This is a genomic window from Indolivaga macrotermitis (assembly GCF_900128985.1).
GTDB classification, from domain to species: Bacteria; Bacteroidota; Bacteroidia; order Bacteroidales; family Dysgonomonadaceae; genus Dysgonomonas_A; species Dysgonomonas_A macrotermitis.
The window spans coordinates 1-15,510 of record NZ_FQUC01000003.1 but is presented as its reverse complement, the minus strand read 5'-3'; the positions used below and the strand labels follow the sequence as shown (position 1 = coordinate 15,510).

At 36.2% G+C, this 15,510-nt stretch carries 13 protein-coding genes, 1 tRNA gene and 1 rRNA gene; all 15 read right to left on the bottom strand.

Annotated features, from left to right (window positions below; translation table 11 throughout):
* Positions 1 to 7: 7 nt before the first annotated feature.
* Positions 8 to 1,369 carry a restriction endonuclease FokI C-terminal domain-containing protein gene (locus BUC12_RS05720; protein WP_062177106.1) on the bottom strand — a complete coding sequence of 454 codons (1,362 nt, stop codon included), beginning with the start codon at positions 1,367 to 1,369 and terminating at the stop codon, positions 8 to 10.
* Positions 1,370 to 1,380: 11 nt separating this feature from the next.
* Positions 1,381 to 2,232, bottom strand: coding sequence for a RipA family octameric membrane protein (locus BUC12_RS05715; RefSeq protein ID WP_062177103.1), 852 nt, complete (start codon positions 2,230 to 2,232; stop codon positions 1,381 to 1,383).
* 11 nt (positions 2,233 to 2,243) lie between these two features.
* A complete protein-coding gene (locus BUC12_RS05710) occupies positions 2,244 to 2,933 on the bottom strand; it encodes a hypothetical protein (RefSeq protein WP_062177100.1) in 690 nt (229 codons plus the stop codon).
* A 25-nt stretch (positions 2,934 to 2,958) separates the two neighbouring features.
* Positions 2,959 to 4,398, bottom strand: a complete 1,440-nt coding sequence (locus BUC12_RS19725) for a restriction endonuclease subunit S (RefSeq protein WP_062177097.1) — start codon at positions 4,396 to 4,398, stop codon at positions 2,959 to 2,961.
* Positions 4,385 to 6,601: a restriction endonuclease subunit M gene (locus tag BUC12_RS19720; protein ID WP_062177094.1), complete on the bottom strand. Its 2,217-nt coding sequence runs from the start codon at positions 6,599 to 6,601 to the stop codon at positions 4,385 to 4,387. The genes BUC12_RS19725 and BUC12_RS19720 overlap by 14 nt, the downstream gene beginning before the upstream one ends.
* 730 nt (positions 6,602 to 7,331) lie before the next feature.
* Positions 7,332 to 7,402, bottom strand: a tRNA-Cys gene (locus tag BUC12_RS05700).
* A gap of 94 nt (positions 7,403 to 7,496) precedes the next feature.
* On the bottom strand, positions 7,497 to 8,612 hold the full coding sequence (gene hisB, locus BUC12_RS05695) for a bifunctional histidinol-phosphatase/imidazoleglycerol-phosphate dehydratase HisB (RefSeq protein ID WP_062177092.1): 1,116 nt from the start codon (positions 8,610 to 8,612) through the stop codon (positions 7,497 to 7,499).
* Positions 8,613 to 8,617: 5 nt separating this feature from the next.
* Positions 8,618 to 9,436, bottom strand: coding sequence for an SPFH domain-containing protein (locus tag BUC12_RS05690; protein WP_062177089.1), 819 nt, complete (start codon positions 9,434 to 9,436; stop codon positions 8,618 to 8,620).
* Positions 9,437 to 9,444: 8 nt separating this feature from the next.
* A complete protein-coding gene (gene hisC, locus BUC12_RS05685; protein ID WP_236689374.1) occupies positions 9,445 to 10,476 on the bottom strand; it encodes a histidinol-phosphate transaminase in 1,032 nt (343 codons plus the stop codon).
* 245 nt (positions 10,477 to 10,721) lie between these two features.
* Positions 10,722 to 11,624, bottom strand: coding sequence for a GNAT family N-acetyltransferase (locus BUC12_RS20325; RefSeq protein WP_236689366.1), 903 nt, complete (start codon positions 11,622 to 11,624; stop codon positions 10,722 to 10,724).
* Positions 11,624 to 12,898: a histidinol dehydrogenase gene (gene hisD, locus BUC12_RS05670; protein ID WP_062177788.1), complete on the bottom strand. Its 1,275-nt coding sequence runs from the start codon at positions 12,896 to 12,898 to the stop codon at positions 11,624 to 11,626. Before hisD ends, BUC12_RS20325 begins: the two co-directional genes overlap by 1 nt.
* A 195-nt stretch (positions 12,899 to 13,093) precedes the next feature.
* Positions 13,094 to 13,645: a GNAT family N-acetyltransferase gene (locus BUC12_RS05665; RefSeq protein WP_062177084.1), complete on the bottom strand. Its 552-nt coding sequence runs from the start codon at positions 13,643 to 13,645 to the stop codon at positions 13,094 to 13,096.
* Positions 13,642 to 14,112, bottom strand: coding sequence for a hypothetical protein (locus BUC12_RS05660; protein ID WP_062177079.1), 471 nt, complete (start codon positions 14,110 to 14,112; stop codon positions 13,642 to 13,644). The genes BUC12_RS05665 and BUC12_RS05660 overlap by 4 nt, the downstream gene beginning before the upstream one ends.
* A 25-nt stretch (positions 14,113 to 14,137) precedes the next feature.
* On the bottom strand, positions 14,138 to 14,989 hold the full coding sequence (gene hisG / locus BUC12_RS05655) for an ATP phosphoribosyltransferase (RefSeq protein ID WP_062177077.1): 852 nt from the start codon (positions 14,987 to 14,989) through the stop codon (positions 14,138 to 14,140).
* A gap of 435 nt (positions 14,990 to 15,424) precedes the next feature.
* A 5S ribosomal RNA gene (gene rrf / locus BUC12_RS05645) occupies positions 15,425 to 15,510 on the bottom strand; the annotation flags it as partial.

The window sequence follows — 15,510 nt, the reverse complement described above, 5'->3', positions numbered from 1 at the left end:
CTTATTTTTATACATCGTCAAACTCTGCTATAATATCCTTTGCTTCAATCAGATTACCTAATCCCACTAATTTTTCTATAATAGTGGTCAGAGGTAAGCGGTCTTTGGTCTTGAATGCCAATAGGTATAACAAAGCCTCAGAAGTGAGTAGTATAAAGCGTTTTATTTCGGTATCCCAAGTAATAGAATTGATAAAGCTGTCAAAATTAGATTTGAACGAATTGCTGACAATAATGAACCCTATTTTCTTATACCCCTCCTTGTTCAGTTTAGGGCAATGGTGGTTTATATACTCTTTAATAGCTCTGTCGTCAGTTCCAAGAGTATAACCATTGGTATACGCTTTTGCATCTATTATAAAAGCCGTATTCTCCTCTCTGAATCGAATTATCGCATCTGGATTTCTTCCTGTACCTTGTCCCAATAATTGAACATCAAAATCCAGTTGTTTAAATATCTCAGCAACAAGCCTTTCAAATTCATCTCCTTTAGCAGACGAAGTAACGCCTATCTGGCTACCCAATTCAACAAGCTTAGCAACTTTAGGTATTAGATACTCCGATAGTTCAAAACTCGCCTTGAGAGGTAAAGCTACCTCAACTTCTGGTTGAGGTTGAATAGATGGAGATTCTTTGGGCTGATTGCCGATTTTGGGTAAATTAACCTCTGCTGTTTTATTTGGATTACCTTTATACTCCCAAAATGCGTGTTCGATATCCCAATTTGAAATACTTGCTTTAGTATAGTTTTTCAACGCAAGACGAATTTCTTCATTTAGCTGATAGAAAAACTGATAGGTCTCTTTTTGGTTTGGCTTTTCCTTCCAGATATCTAACTCTTGATAGGCTCTAATTTGGGAAGTGTACAGTATAGCCCACTCTTCGGGATTTTGCACTTGCCAAAAATAAGATAAGAAATAACCGACAGAATTGGGATTAGCTGTTTTTCGTCTGTCTTCCGCTTTTTCATAAGCCACTTTACAAAATGACTCCAATTTATCTATCTTGGTCAGAGCTTCCTGCAAATTATTTGGCATCACAATACATAAGGCAAGAATTGCTGTCAATTTATCTATCTGCTGTTCATTATACTTTACCAGCTGATTGAAGAACATTTGCCCCTTCATTGCAGTGAAGCCCCATAGGTTATTCCGCTTATTGTAACTATCAACATTAGTCTTAAATTCATATACATCTATAGACTTATCCAAAAATTGCTGAATAAATATCATTAGATGTTTGATCGCCTCCAAGCGTAGTTGGTCTATATCCTCAAGTCGATTGCCTTTGAGATCATATACAAGCCGTCCTGTAGCTACATAGCTATCCCAAATAGATTCTATTTTTGTTTTTGCCTCTGTGGTTAACATGGTAATATTCGTTATTTATTTTTCAAATATTTGTCAGTATTAAAATAATAGACATCCTCATAATTTCTTTCGGAATCTCTTTTTTCTCGAAATTTATCTGCACTTTCTCTATAACCCTCTCTCTCCTTAATACCCTCTTTTGATAGGTGGCTACTTTTAGATTGTATTATTATAAAAGTACTCAATCCGACTAAGAATAAAAGGGATAGTATAGCCCAACAACAAGCACATAAAGGGAGTTCTATCGAAAATAAGAAAAAACCATGAATTAGCATAACAACAATCCATAGCAACAAAAATATCTGACCTATTACTATATTAATTTTTGAAGGAGAGTAAGCTCCTGATTTGACTGATATTATCGAGCTGTTCAATTTTCCATCAACTCCATCGTTTATCCCCATACGATACATATCAGGTATCTGTAAATCGACTTGAAATTCTTCTTCAAAATTGTATATTGCCCCTTCATACACTTCATACCATGCTTTTGAGCCTTTAGCCATCATTATCCAAATAAGGGAAAATAAAAAACCTAAAATACCAATACCAATCGCTCCAATATGGGTAAAAGTTTGCTTGTTAATTTCTGAAATTGTATCTAAAGAAAATAATTTTGAAACTAATATCCCGTAGCCAGTAAGACATAATGTTAAGAAAACTGCCAAAAATACAGAACGTTGCCAAAGGTTGGCTATTTCAAGGTCTCGACACTTATATAATCTATCTAGTGTTCGCTCAAGATTGTTTGTCCAGACTTGATGCTCTGAAATGAATACAATATTTTTTTGTTCACTTATATTATCATCTTGTGTTTTTATACATCTTCGCAAGTTTTTCAAAAATAAAGTTAGCCTACCCATATATTTTATTTTTAGTGAATTGAATCAGATTTATTGAGGTTATTTTCCTCTTGAATTGACTTCAAAATTCTTTGATTCGATTCTTCTATTTTACTATAATCCACACTATTAAAGCTCATTATTCCAAACATTATGGTAAGAACGACTCCAATGATTGCTACAGGCATAGACCATTTGTTTAATGCTGCTGTTTTAAGGTATAATCTATTTCTAGTGGATATTACAGACCTTAATTGTTCTAAATAATCACTTATGGAATCTGTATCATTGTGTTTTACGGAGTCATTTATTGATTTCAATATCCGACGCTCCTCTTCTGGAATGTCTGAAAAAGGTTTCTCTTCTTTTTCCTCTTTCACTATATTTTTCAAAAAATCATAATGTTCAGGTAAACATTTATCACTTGCAAGATAATCTTCAATAATAAATAATAGTATCAAATCTGAATCATACGAATCTTTTTTTCGATTCAATGAACTTAAAAGTATGACGATATCTTCTTTCTCTTTTATTAATCCTTGCTCTAATTTTTTAGATAGTTGTGCGTAAAACAAGTCTTCAATTTTCTCTCTTTCCTTTTTCCCTTTTTTCAAGGTAATTAAAAGAGTCGATAAAGCTACAGATACAAAAGAGGCTAAAATGCTAGTTAATACAAAAGATGTATTTGAGTCACTAAATACTTTGTTAAGAAAATCTTCCATAATATATTTTTTATTTCGTACTGCTTTACCCCAATATCATTTGTTCTACATCTTTTTTAGCTTGCTCCAGTATCGCTTTTGCATCATTTTGAAGCTGTTTGGCTTGCTCTCTGAGGCTTTGTATATGTTGAGCTATCTCGTTTTGTTTTTCGAGTGGAGGGATAGGTATAGGTAAAGACCTCAACAAATCTAAACCAACTCCAGATTGATTATTCCAATTCGTACATATCGAGTAAAATATTTTATTCTTCTGATAAGAATTGAGAATAAGCCAAATGTAATCAGGTACTGCAACTTCTTTATTTACGACTATTTTTGTGATATGATTTGAAAATAGAAGTTGTTGTTGTTCCTTCAAGATGGCTGTTTTGCCTACCCATTCTTGGCTGTTGGTATTATTAAACAAAATATCATCTACATTTATAAAATCACTCCCATTGTAACTATTATCAACAGGAAGGTAAACGTTCTTGTCAAACTTAAGAGTACCTTGCTCGTCAATATTTGTAGGTCTAATCTGGATAATTCCACTATCATCTAAAACTTGATCTTGTTTTCCTGCTCCAAATCCAGATTTAAAGTTAAGAGCAATCTCTTTTATTTTTTTCTCTTTATATTTACCTGTAAGAAAATCAGATATGTTATTTTTTAATGACAATGGGTCTAGTCTTCCGCCTCCAATCTCACTAAACTGAGCAGTAAATACACGCTTTTGTAGGCTATCATCCTTTTCGGGGAGGGTAATACCCAATTCGCCCAATAAATAGTTGTCTATGCTATCTAAAAGGGCTTTAGCTTCGGCTTCTTTTTGTTGCTTTAGGTCAATCTTATTGTAATAAAAATCTACTACTTCTTTCTGTCTTGTTCGGGTAATTTGAGGTATCTGTATAGAAGATATTTCCTCTAAATTTATATTCGCTCTAGCAACAGGTCGCTTTAATCTATCTAATATCTTCTGTCCTAATGCAGTTAGTAGATAAATATGTATAAATTCTGGTATAAATTGCTCTTTTAAACGAATGGCACAAATTGCTTGGTTGATATTTGCCTCTTCATCGTAATTGTATATTCCAACCTTTCCTATCGTAGCTCCAACTATTGCTATCAGTAAATCTCCTTTTTTTATTTTAGAGCTTGACATTATGCCATTGTGTACAGAGGTTGTAATATAATTAGTAGAAGAAAAGTCTATAATATTATCTTCTGAATAATCTCCACTTCGGATAAATGCAATCCCATTTTCTCTATCTGTGTATGAATCGCCACCGCTTAAAGGAGTAATCCCTGAAAATATTTTTACACTTACTTTCTTTAAGGGTAAGGTTTCGATATGAGATAGCTTATCGCTTATTACATCAAACTCTTTTTTGAAAAAATAAGGATCTATTCGTCCCTCCAACTCAGAACGATTGACAATAAAAACCTTATCGGAATTATTATGTGAGGGTAATTTATATTGCTCCATTGTCTATTGCAGTTATAAATTTAGTCAGCTCCTCACTGATATAATCCAGTTCGTTGTTGTTGGTCTTCTTGCCCGTGGCATCGTACCCAATATCTTCGGCTATTGCCATAAATATAGGATAGTCGGGCAGTTCCTCCTGTTTGACTTTTAGGTACGCTTCTTGTAACTCTTCTTTCAGATTATTGATACGTTCTGTATATTCAGCATTTACCTCAGCACGCCACTCTTTATATTCATCTGTCTTTTTCAGTTCAGTGGTGCTTAGGTCGATAAACGGATTATCGAATCCTTCAAGGTCTCTCAATATCTGTTTCTTCTCTATGTCCCAAATTTCTAAAGTAACATCATAGTCAAACTTCTTCTTCAACTTGGCTTGTAGACTCATTTTCTTATTTTTCAGCTTTTCGGTATGTGCTACTTTGTGCTTTTTGAGAAACAATACAGAGCTTTTAACTCCTGCACCTGTTGCTGTAAATGCCGTTTGTGGCATAGATACCACCGCTACAATGCGAAACATATCTTCTATACCGTCACGCACATACTGGAGGCTACTATTGGTTAGAATTCCATCGGGCAAGACGATAGCTAAATATCCGCCTTCCTCCAGAAACTTATAGCATTGTTCTATAAATAGAATTTCAGTACTTTGATTCTCTCTTGGTGTTGGTGTCGATTTTGCTTTTACATCTAACCAGTCGGGGTCTTTCTGTCCGAAATTATATTCTTTCAAGTAGTTTTTCTCTTTACTCTTGATAGTAGAACCGAATGGAGGATTGGTTATAATAAAATTGAATCGGTTGTATCGAAAGCCTCTGTTTTTTGTTAGCTTTTGAATTTCACTTTCGTTCAGAAGTCCATCTGCTGTAATCACATTAGTATGACCATCATCGTGGATAATCATATTCATTTTGGCAGCTCGTGATATTTGCTCGTTTATCTCAATCCCATAGAGATTATTTTCGGCAAAGTCGTGCCAATAGCTCTTATGTCTTAAAGCTTTTTCATAATTTGTTCTGTAATCAGGATATCGTTCATCTGCTTGTTTTCGTACTTTATTTAAAGCATAGAGCAAGAAACCTCCACTTCCACAAGAGGTGTCTAATACCAAAGACTCATTTTTTATTGGCAGTACCTTTGTTACAAAATCAACAATAGGGCGAGGCGTGAAAAATTGTCCATTTTTCCCTCTGAAATACTCTTCCATAAAAGCCTCAAAAGCACGCCCTTTGCTATCTAAGTCTGTTGCCCCTAAATTAATCTCTTGAAAATAACCAACAACGGTGCGAATACGCTCGTCAGTCAATCGGATTCCGTCACGAAACACTTCGGGGTCTTTCTTTCGCCCTTCCTCATACAAAGACTTTACACGTTCGGCAAGGCGTTTGTTTTCCTCCAAACGAATAGCTTCTTTCAGTTGGTCAGCGGAAAGTCTTATGTAGCCTTTTATTTCTTCTTTATCTACTGTGATAATCTGAAAATCATAAGGTTCGCCAGTTCGTCGGTATTTACGTTCATCCCATATTTTACAGAATATAAGTTTATCCAGTTCATCAAATGCTTCCGAAGGGTTTAATTGCCCTCCAGCCCAGAGGGCATCATGAGCTTTCTCGAATTGCTTAGTCAGTATTTCTTCAAGTACAACTTTTAGGTCTGAAAATTTTTGCTTTCCAACTTCTTGTTTTAAGCCTTCTGCATCATAAACGAATTTATAGTTCTCCAGCTTGTTTACACCAACTTGAGGAATATCTGGTTCATCAATTCGAGAAACTTTATTTTTATCAACCGAAAAATATTCATTTCTGAGTCCAGACGTTACCCAAACATATTTTACATCATTGGGGAGAGCATAAGCATAGCTATAAGCTTGGTCAATAGCTTGCAAAAATTCTTGTTCGCTAACTTCTTCCTTTTTGCATTCAACCAAAATATGAGGCTCTTCGCATTCATCATCATTATATACAACTATGTCTGCTTCTTTGGTATCAGACCCCATCTTCACAGACACAAACTGCCGTATCCTTTGGGGTTTATAGCCATAATGAAGTACCAATTTAAGAAAAGTCAAAGCCTGTACTTTCTCTTCTGGATTAGTATAGTTTTTTTTCTTGTTCTGGTGTATATATGTGATTGACTTTTTATCCTCATCGAACTTTATCAAGCCTTTTTGGATACCTAAGCCTACTAAATCAATATTCTGGTTCATGCTGAATTTTTAACTTTATACAAAGTAAAGAAAAAACTCGAAGAGACTGTAAAATATCTGGATTAGAAATTACAAGACATTTCATCCACCAAAACAAATCAACAAAAATTTTGTTCGTTGACGTTTTTTTATTTTTCGGACAATTCTCGAATTTCACATACTTTTAACGAAAATCATGTAGGGTATGTAGGGTTGTGAGCCTAACTCTCCTCACGTATGTGGGAAAATGTTCAAATAACCCTACATATCATACATATCCTACATAAAATGTTATACAAAACAAGATAACTTACATCATATCAACTCTTTACATCAACAAACCTAATGTCTTTTGGAAACAAAATAACCCTACATAGCAAAAACGTCATCCTACATACCCTACATAAAACAGAGGGCTAAAACGCATAACTCGCTATATTACAATTCTTTAACACAACAAACAAAGTGTTAGTTAACTGCTCGGAGCTTTTTCGCTTTGGAAAACTCAGAAAAAAAATAAAAAAAATTCGACGGATGCGATTGGAGCGTGAGTGTAAGATTCATTTAAGGGGCATACCCCCTCTTTTCTTGCCTCCAGTTACCTAAATTGAAATTCTCTACATAAGCTTATACAAGTGTAGAACATTAAATGCCGTGCGAATACCGTGCAAGTTTAGAAAGATGGCTTTAAAACAAAAACGCTAACCGATTCATTAAGAAAAGATTAGCGTTAATTCGAGTCAAAACTCTGAGGTTCCTGGCGGATTCGAACCGCCGTAGACGGTTTTGCAGACCGGTGCCTAGCCACTCGGCCAAGGAACCATTTTGCTTTTGCGAGTGCAAATATAAGGCAATATATTTATTTAGCCAAGATATTCATACAAATTTAGCCGAATCTTTTTCAGAGAGACATTCTTCAGATCACGCCTTTGGTGCTAGGAAGTTCATAATTAAATATATCCCGTTGCTTTGCCATTTTCAGGGCACGAGCTAAAGCTTTAAATATTCCCTCTATTTTGTGATGTTCATTTGCTCCTTCAGCTTTTATATTCAGATTCATCTTAGCAGCATCACTCAATGACTTGAAGAAATGCAGAAACATCTCGGTAGGCATATCTCCCACTTTTTCACGATTAAACTCGGCGTCCCATACCAACCAAGGGCGTCCTCCGAAATCAAGGGCAACTGAACATAAGCAGTCATCCATCGGAAGAGAGTACCCGTAACGTTCTATTCCTCGTTTATCGCCCAAAGCTTTAGCCAGAGCCTCGCCCAGAGCCAGAGCAGTATCTTCAATCGTATGATGTTCATCTATTTGAAGATCACCTTTTACCTGTATAGTTAGATCCATATTGGCATGTTTGCCTATTTGCTCGAGCATATGATCGAAGAACCCTAATCCGGTATGAATATCACAAACGCCCTTTCCATCCAGATTAAGGAAAATATAAATATCCGTTTCCTTTGTTGTACGTCTTACTTCGGCTTTACGCTCTCCTGCAAAAAGGAATTCACTGATTTTATCCCAATCGTTGGTTTGAAGGGCACAAGATTCCTTTAGTTCTGTCGGTATATCCATATCTTCCCTTAGGAAAATAGCTTTACTTCCGAGGTTCTTTGCCAGTTCAACATCCGTCAGCCTGTCACCAATTACAAAAGAGTGGGTAAGGTCATATTCTCCCGACAGGTATTTAGTCAGCATTCCTGTACGGGGTTTACGGGTAGGAGCATTGTCTTCAGGAAAGCTACGGTCTATCAATATATCTTCAAAAGTAACACCTTCACCCTCCAGCGTTTTGAGCATAAGGTTGTGTGCTGGCCAGAAGGTCTCTTCGGGAAAAGATGCAGTTCCCAGTCCATCCTGGTTTGTAACCATGACAAACTCAAAATCCAGGTGTTTCTTTATGAAGTACAGGTTACGTATTACCTTCGGATAGAATTCTAATTTCTCCAGACTATCCAGCTGATAATCAACCGGAGGTTCTATCACAATTGTCCCGTCCCTGTCTATAAATAAAGCTCTTTTTTTCATTATCCTTATTCTATTATGTCTTTATGTAGTTTAGATGAAACATTACCATATGCAGGTAGTTTTCCATCCCATTTATCAATGTATAATTTCTTTATAGCTAAGTCTGTCAATGATGAGTACCGGAGCGAATCTTCCATCCGGGCAATATCAGCCTGTGCATAAGCCAGACGCTTTTGATTTTGAGCCAACAGAATATTATGCTCAGCCAGGCTCCGTAGTTCTATTATATCTTTTATCTTCTTCGGGATCTGAAAATTTGTATTCAGATTATCTACCTCCAGACCAATATCTGTCATTTTGGATATTATAAGGCTCTCCACTTCACGATCGGCTTCACTTTGATGCCGTGTTAAAGAATCGGACGTATACCCTCCCAAAATGCTTGTATAACTGCTTGCTATAATTTCCTTCAAATATCCGTTCTTGAGTCTCCCCAGATCATCATTCACCGATGTAAAATACAAAGCAGCCTTATCTTCACTTACATGAAACGATATACGGGGTTTAATAACAAACTCAACCCCATCATCTGTGTTAACTCGCATCGTGTCGTAAGCTGCGGTCTGAATAGTCACAGGGTATATCTTGAAATCTGTGTATAAAGGCATATAGATACTATAGCCTCTAACCAGCGATACATTACGCTTGGCAGAAGAATCGGACAAACCGGATAGTGTAGACTTTATGCCTATATATCCCGATTCGACATGAGTGATTCTTACAAAGAACATGAAAAACAAAGCGACCAGAAGCACAATCAATGCAATTGTCAACAAAGCCTTTACTCCTCTTTTATTCTTCTTTACACCTTCATCTACTCCCATAAGCCATATTATAAAGAGTTTAACGACTCTATCAGAGCTTTATTCTCGGTTTCGGTACCAACTGTTATTCTTAAACAATCTTTACAGAGTGAAACCGTATTCCGGTTACGTACAATTATTCCTTTCTCAACCAAGTCATTATATACCTTGTTGGCATTTGTAACCTTTGCTAGTATAAAATTAGCATCCGACGGATAAATCTTTTCTACTAAAGCTACAGTTTGCAATTTTTCTTCCAGCCAAATACGTTGCCCGATCAAAGTTTTCACCCATTCTTCCTTCTCATCCTGCTTATCCAACTCTTCCAGTACAAAGTTTTGGGTAAGGATATTGATGTTGTAAGGGTACTTTACTTTATTGAAATAAGAAATTATCTCAGGAGCTGCAAATGCCATTCCCAGCCGTACGGCTGCAAGTCCCCATGCTTTCGAGAAGGTTTGTAATATCACCAGATTAGGATACTTATCCAATTCGGGTAACCAACTGTCAGCTATAGAAAAATCGATATAGGCTTCGTCTATAACCACGATACCATCAAAGGAGGTAAGGACTTTTTTTACTTCTTCTTTATTCAGAATATTGGCAGAAGGATTATTTGGCGAACACAAAAAAACAAGTTTTGTATTGCTGTCTATATTCTGTAACAGACGACCGGCATCCAATGTATAATCGTCGTTTAATAAAACCTGACGGTATTCGACATTATTAATATCGGCACATACCTTGTACATACCGTAACTAGGATCTATCGCGACCACATTATCGACAGTAGGTTCACAAAATACACGATAAACGATGTCTATAGGTTCGTCACTTCCATTGCCAAAGAATATCTTATGCACGTCTACATTCTTAATCTTAGACACTCTTTCTTTCAACTTCCATTGAAGAGGATCAGGATAACGGTTATAAGGCCCATTCAATGGATTTTCGTTCGCATCCAGATAAACAGATGCTTCTCCTTTAAACTCATCACGGGCAGACGAATATGCTTTCAGGTTTTGTATATTTTTACGAACCAATTGTTCTAATTTCATTATGTCCTTAATTTTAGAAATAAAATAAAACGTTACAAGAAAGTGACAACTTATACTAAAAGGTGACATAAAAGTGACACTTGAGCATTATCTGTCACCCTATTTATCCTTTCTATTACAGGCTATTAAGCTTTAAAGGTGACAAAAGTGACACTATTTTCGAATAATATTTTCATCTACCTTTTTTAGCTTTTAGTTTTTAATTATTCTTTTAGCCTTCTCTATTAATAGATAAAAAAATAATACGCTTACTTAGGTTCGTAAGTTGTTACCACAAAAATGATTAAAGGTTCGTCGCCGGTATTTATTATAGAGTGGTAGTTGTTATCCCCCTGAATGGAGGTTATATTTCCTTTTTTCAGATTTAGAGTTCGTGTTTCATTCTCCTCACCTACCCTTTCTATATATTTACCTTCCCCATGGACAATTACGTACAATTCCTGTTCCTTCTTCGATCCGTGTTCATGAAATCCTGCCTGATCTCCTTTTGCTGGCAATACCATATATACTCCGATACGGTTATTAACCAAAGCTCCTTTTTCGAATACCGATAACATGTACACAACTCCGTTTCCGCCATACATCGGGTCACGTTTTTCTATCTCCAGAACCGTATTGACAGGCTTGCCGAAGGGAACAACATTGATATCTATAAACCGGGCTACTTTATCTAATAATTCCTGTTGTTCAACAGTCCATTTACTTTCCATATGTGTATTTGTTTTTATTATTTTTTCCATCGTAATATGAGGTATCCCTACTTCGGTAAACTCATGTCCGACTAAAGAGTATTCTTGTTTTTCGTAAAATTCTACAACGACCTTACGGGCATGTAATATTATTTTTGAATATCCCAGATCTGCCGCTGTCTTTTCGGCAAATTCAACCAGATTCCGTCCTGCTCCATTTCCCTGAAAATGATAATCGATAGCGATCTGCCTGAGCTGAACCGTATCTTTATCTATTTTCGAAAGTATACAGGTACCGATAATAATTCCGTCTTTATCCCCGACAAATAAAATATCTTCTTTGTCTCTTTTCAGGTCTTCTTCCGAAAAAACCAAACCTAATGGCTTGCGTAGAAGCTCATATCTGAGATCTACTGCCAGATTATATTTTTTCGACCCGTATTCTACAATATAACAGTCCATTATTTCAGTCTCAGGGTTACAGCATTTTTGTGAGCATACAACAATTCGTTTTCAGCCATTACCTCAATAGTTTTACCCAGATTTTGTATTCCTTCCCGGCTTATCTCCTGAAAGGTTATTTTTTTTATGAAACTATCCAGATTCACTCCGCTATATGCTTTCGCATATCCATTAGTAGGTAATGTATGATTGGTTCCCGAAGCATAATCCCCGGCACTCTCCGGAGTATAATTACCCAAAAAGACAGAACCGGCATTCACAACCTGCTGTGCTAACTGAATATAATCTGCTGTTTCAATTATCAGATGTTCGGGCGCATATTCGTTCGTCAGTTCTATTATATCTTCATTGTTCTTTAACAATATCGCTTTACTGTGCTTTAATGCTTTCTCTGCAATTTCTTTACGGGGAAGAAGGGCTAATTGAACCTGAATTTCTGACAAAACCTGTTCTATAACCTTTTCACTGGTCGTGGTAAGAATAACCTGACTATCGGCTCCATGTTCCGCCTGAGATAGAAGGTCAGCCGCTATAAATGCGGCATTTGCTGTCTCATCTGCAATAACCTGTACTTCGGATGGCCCTGCCGGCATATCAATAGCTACATCTCTGAGACTAACCAATTGCTTAGCTGCCATCACATACTGGTTACCGGGACCGAATATTTTATATACTTTGGGCACAGTAGCAGTACCATATGCCATAGCTCCTATAGCCTGTACACCTCCGACTTTAAAAATACTGGTTGCTCCGGCCATTTTAGCTGCATATAAGATTGCAGGATTTATATTTCCATCCTTATCGGGCGGTGTACACAGTATTATTTCTTTACATCCTGCTATTTTTGCAGGTATAGCAAGCATTAATACTGTCGAAAACAAAGGTGCACTCCCTCCGGGAATATACAACCCCACCTTTTCTATACCTACGGCTTTCTGCCAGCATATTACGCCCGGGGTCGTTTCTATTTTTTTTGTTTCAAATTTTTGCGAAACATGGAATTTCTCAATATTCTTTGCCGCTACATGGATCGCTTCTTTCAGGTCTTCAGACAAGAGATTTGCGGCTTCGTTGATTTCGGGCAGAGTAACCCGTAACTCTTTCAATACTGCCTTATCGAACATCTCTCCGTAGCGTAATACAGCAGCATCTCCTTCCTGCCTTATATCAGTTAATATACGAGATACAGTATCATTCAGAGATGATGTATCGAATGTAGGACGGGCAAGCAGGCTCTTCCACTCGCTTTTGTCGGGATGCTTTATTACCTGCATACATGATGCAGCCTCATTAGTAACATTGGTAAGCATAGGTACTTCGTTAATCAAGGTTACAAACCTTTTTATTATTTCGATTATTCTTCTAAAAACAAGTTATTGTCTTTAAGGTCTCAAGTAAGCTATTAAATAACTGTATTTTTCACCGTATTATTAAATGCTCGTTTTGCAAGACCCGGCTTCAAATAAAACTTAGCCCTTTTCTGTAAAATCACTCAATATAAATTCGTTCTTCAGTAAACCATATATAGCCAAATCAGTATACTGATTATCAACCAGAAGTTCTCCGTCACGCTCCATCCCTTCCAATGTAAAGTCAAGGCGTTGAGCAACCTTACGGCTTTTTCTGTTCTCTGTTGCTGCTTTTATTACGACTTTGTTCATTTTCATTTCCAAGAATGCATACTTTAGCAATGCTTTTACAGACCGGGTAACTATCCCTCGTCCTTCAAACTTCTCAGATAGCCAATAACCTATTTCGCATTTCTGGTTTTGTACATCTATATTATTGAAACCTATAAGTCCGACAAATTCATTGCTGTAATATATCCCGAACTGAGTTTTCGGTTCATCTTTTACACTCTGAATATACGTGCGAGTATCGTTTTCTTCTAAGGTGCTATCAACAAAGGGCAACCATCTTCGAAGGTGATTGCGTTGCGTATTCAGAATATTGAATATATCATGAACCATTTCCAGCGATACAGGCCTCAGTAAAATATCAGATGTAACATTAATTTTCATAAGGCAGAAAAAGGATTTTGCAAAACTTCTATTTCGTCATCTTCCAATTTTAGATTTCTAATAGTGCGACCTACTGTCGGGCGATTCAGTAATAGAACTAAAACACAGAATAATGATACGTACACAAATTTTTCATCACCGGTCATAATATATGATGCGATGGAAAATAATGTCATCACAGCCATTATCACCCACGATACTACCAATCCTTTTTTATACACCGTTAGTTTATCACCAAGCCCTCTTCGGTACTTTGCCGACTTATTCTTTTTTCCTAAATAAATAAAAGCATAGATCAACCCAAGGACTATGATCATAGCGTCTGATATTAAAAAAGGAATATCAAACTCATCTTCCCGGTAAGGAATAATCTCCCATTTCGTAAAAGCAAGAAAGGCTCCTAATAAGAGAGTTAAAATACCATGTGTAAAATACAACGATCTAAAGTAGCTTTGTACACTCTGCATAATATTATCCAGTTATTGTCCGGAGTTACAATATCATCTTTTCAATCGGAATAACTAATATACCTTCTGCTCCAAATGACTTGAGTTTGCCGATTATTTCCCAGAATTCCTTTTCAGCTATTACCGAATGGATCGAACTCCATCCTGTTTCAGCTAAAGGCAATACGGTAGGGCTCTTCATTCCCGGCAATAATTTAATTATCTCATCCAGATTCTCATTAGGTGCATTTAGGAGGATATATTTTTTTCCTTCGGCTTTCTGAACCGAGTTTATCCTAAAGATGAGTTCATCCAGTATTTGTTTTTTATTATCTGTCAACTCTTTGTTACTGATAAGCAGTGCTTCTGACTTCATCACAACTGCTACTTCTTTCAGCCGATTACTTACCAATGTACTACCTGAACTGACAATATCAAATATTCCATCAGCCAGTCCGATACTTGGGGCAATCTCTACTGAACCCGAAATTACATGAATTTCCGATTTTATGGAATTTTCTGATAGAAAATTCTCTAAAATATAAGGATAGGATGTGGCTATCTTTTTTCCACTAAACCATTCCAGTCCTTTATAATCTTCATCTTTCGGTATAGCTAAAGAAAGTCTGCATTTACTGAAGCCCAGACGCTTTACAATTACAGCATCTTCATTTTTCTCTACAAACTCATTCTCTCCTACAATACCAACATCCGCTACCCCTGTAGCTACAGCCTGAGGAATATCATCGTCCCTCAAGAATAATATTTCAACATCAAAACCTGATACAGGTACCAATAATGTTCTCTTCTTATTATTTAGTTTGATACCTGCTTCTTCAAGTAACTCCATAGTCTCTTCAAAAAGTCTTCCCTTTGACTGAATAGCAATTCGTAGCATAAATATTGTTTTGTGAAAATGAAAAAGAGCCTACCTACATGGTAAGCTCTTTATTACTTATATTTTGAAATTACATCACAAAAATAAGTCTTCACTTACCTAATGAAGAGAACCCAAAATGGTGATGTAAATGGCTTTTCATAAATTTATTGTTATATCTATTTGCAAATATAAAAAACTAAATATAATAAAGCAACAAGGAAATACAAATAATTTAAAGAAAGTGGTAATGTTTAAACATATATTCAATATCAAAATTCTAATAATACAATTCAGTTTATTACCGTTTTCTATTCAACAAAGAAATTAAATTATCTCCTAAAGGTTTCCTATATGCTCATCTTATAAATTATATTATATTGTATGTTGTTATGCTTATGCTATAAACAATAAAGTCCCGTAAGTTATTATACTTACGGGACTTTGTTATAAAAAAGATGGCGGTTACCTACTCTCCCACAAAACTGCAGTACCATCGGCGTGGTTGGGCTTAACTTCTCTGTTCGGAATGGGAAGAGGTG

Excerpts from the sequence above, each read along its gene's own strand:
- BUC12_RS05720 (WP_062177106.1), bottom strand. The coding sequence starts at position 1,369 with ATGTTAACCACAGAGGCAAAAACAAAAATAGAATCTATTTGGGATAGC.
- BUC12_RS05715 (WP_062177103.1), bottom strand. The coding sequence starts at position 2,232 with ATGGGTAGGCTAACTTTATTTTTGAAAAACTTGCGAAGATGTATAAAA.
- BUC12_RS05710 (WP_062177100.1), bottom strand. The coding sequence starts at position 2,933 with ATGGAAGATTTTCTTAACAAAGTATTTAGTGACTCAAATACATCTTTT.
- BUC12_RS19725 (WP_062177097.1), bottom strand. The coding sequence starts at position 4,398 with ATGGAGCAATATAAATTACCCTCACATAATAATTCCGATAAGGTTTTT.
- BUC12_RS19720 (WP_062177094.1), bottom strand. The coding sequence starts at position 6,601 with ATGAACCAGAATATTGATTTAGTAGGCTTAGGTATCCAAAAAGGCTTG.
- hisB (WP_062177092.1), bottom strand. The coding sequence starts at position 8,612 with ATGAAAAAAAGAGCTTTATTTATAGACAGGGACGGGACAATTGTGATA.
- BUC12_RS05690 (WP_062177089.1), bottom strand. The coding sequence starts at position 9,436 with ATGGGAGTAGATGAAGGTGTAAAGAAGAATAAAAGAGGAGTAAAGGCT.
- BUC12_RS20325 (WP_236689366.1), bottom strand. The coding sequence starts at position 11,624 with ATGGACTGTTATATTGTAGAATACGGGTCGAAAAAATATAATCTGGCA.
- hisD (WP_062177788.1), bottom strand. The coding sequence starts at position 12,898 with ATGCAGGTAATAAAGCATCCCGACAAAAGCGAGTGGAAGAGCCTGCTT.
- BUC12_RS05665 (WP_062177084.1), bottom strand. The coding sequence starts at position 13,645 with ATGAAAATTAATGTTACATCTGATATTTTACTGAGGCCTGTATCGCTG.
- BUC12_RS05660 (WP_062177079.1), bottom strand. The coding sequence starts at position 14,112 with ATGCAGAGTGTACAAAGCTACTTTAGATCGTTGTATTTTACACATGGT.
- hisG (WP_062177077.1), bottom strand. The coding sequence starts at position 14,989 with ATGCTACGAATTGCTATTCAGTCAAAGGGAAGACTTTTTGAAGAGACT.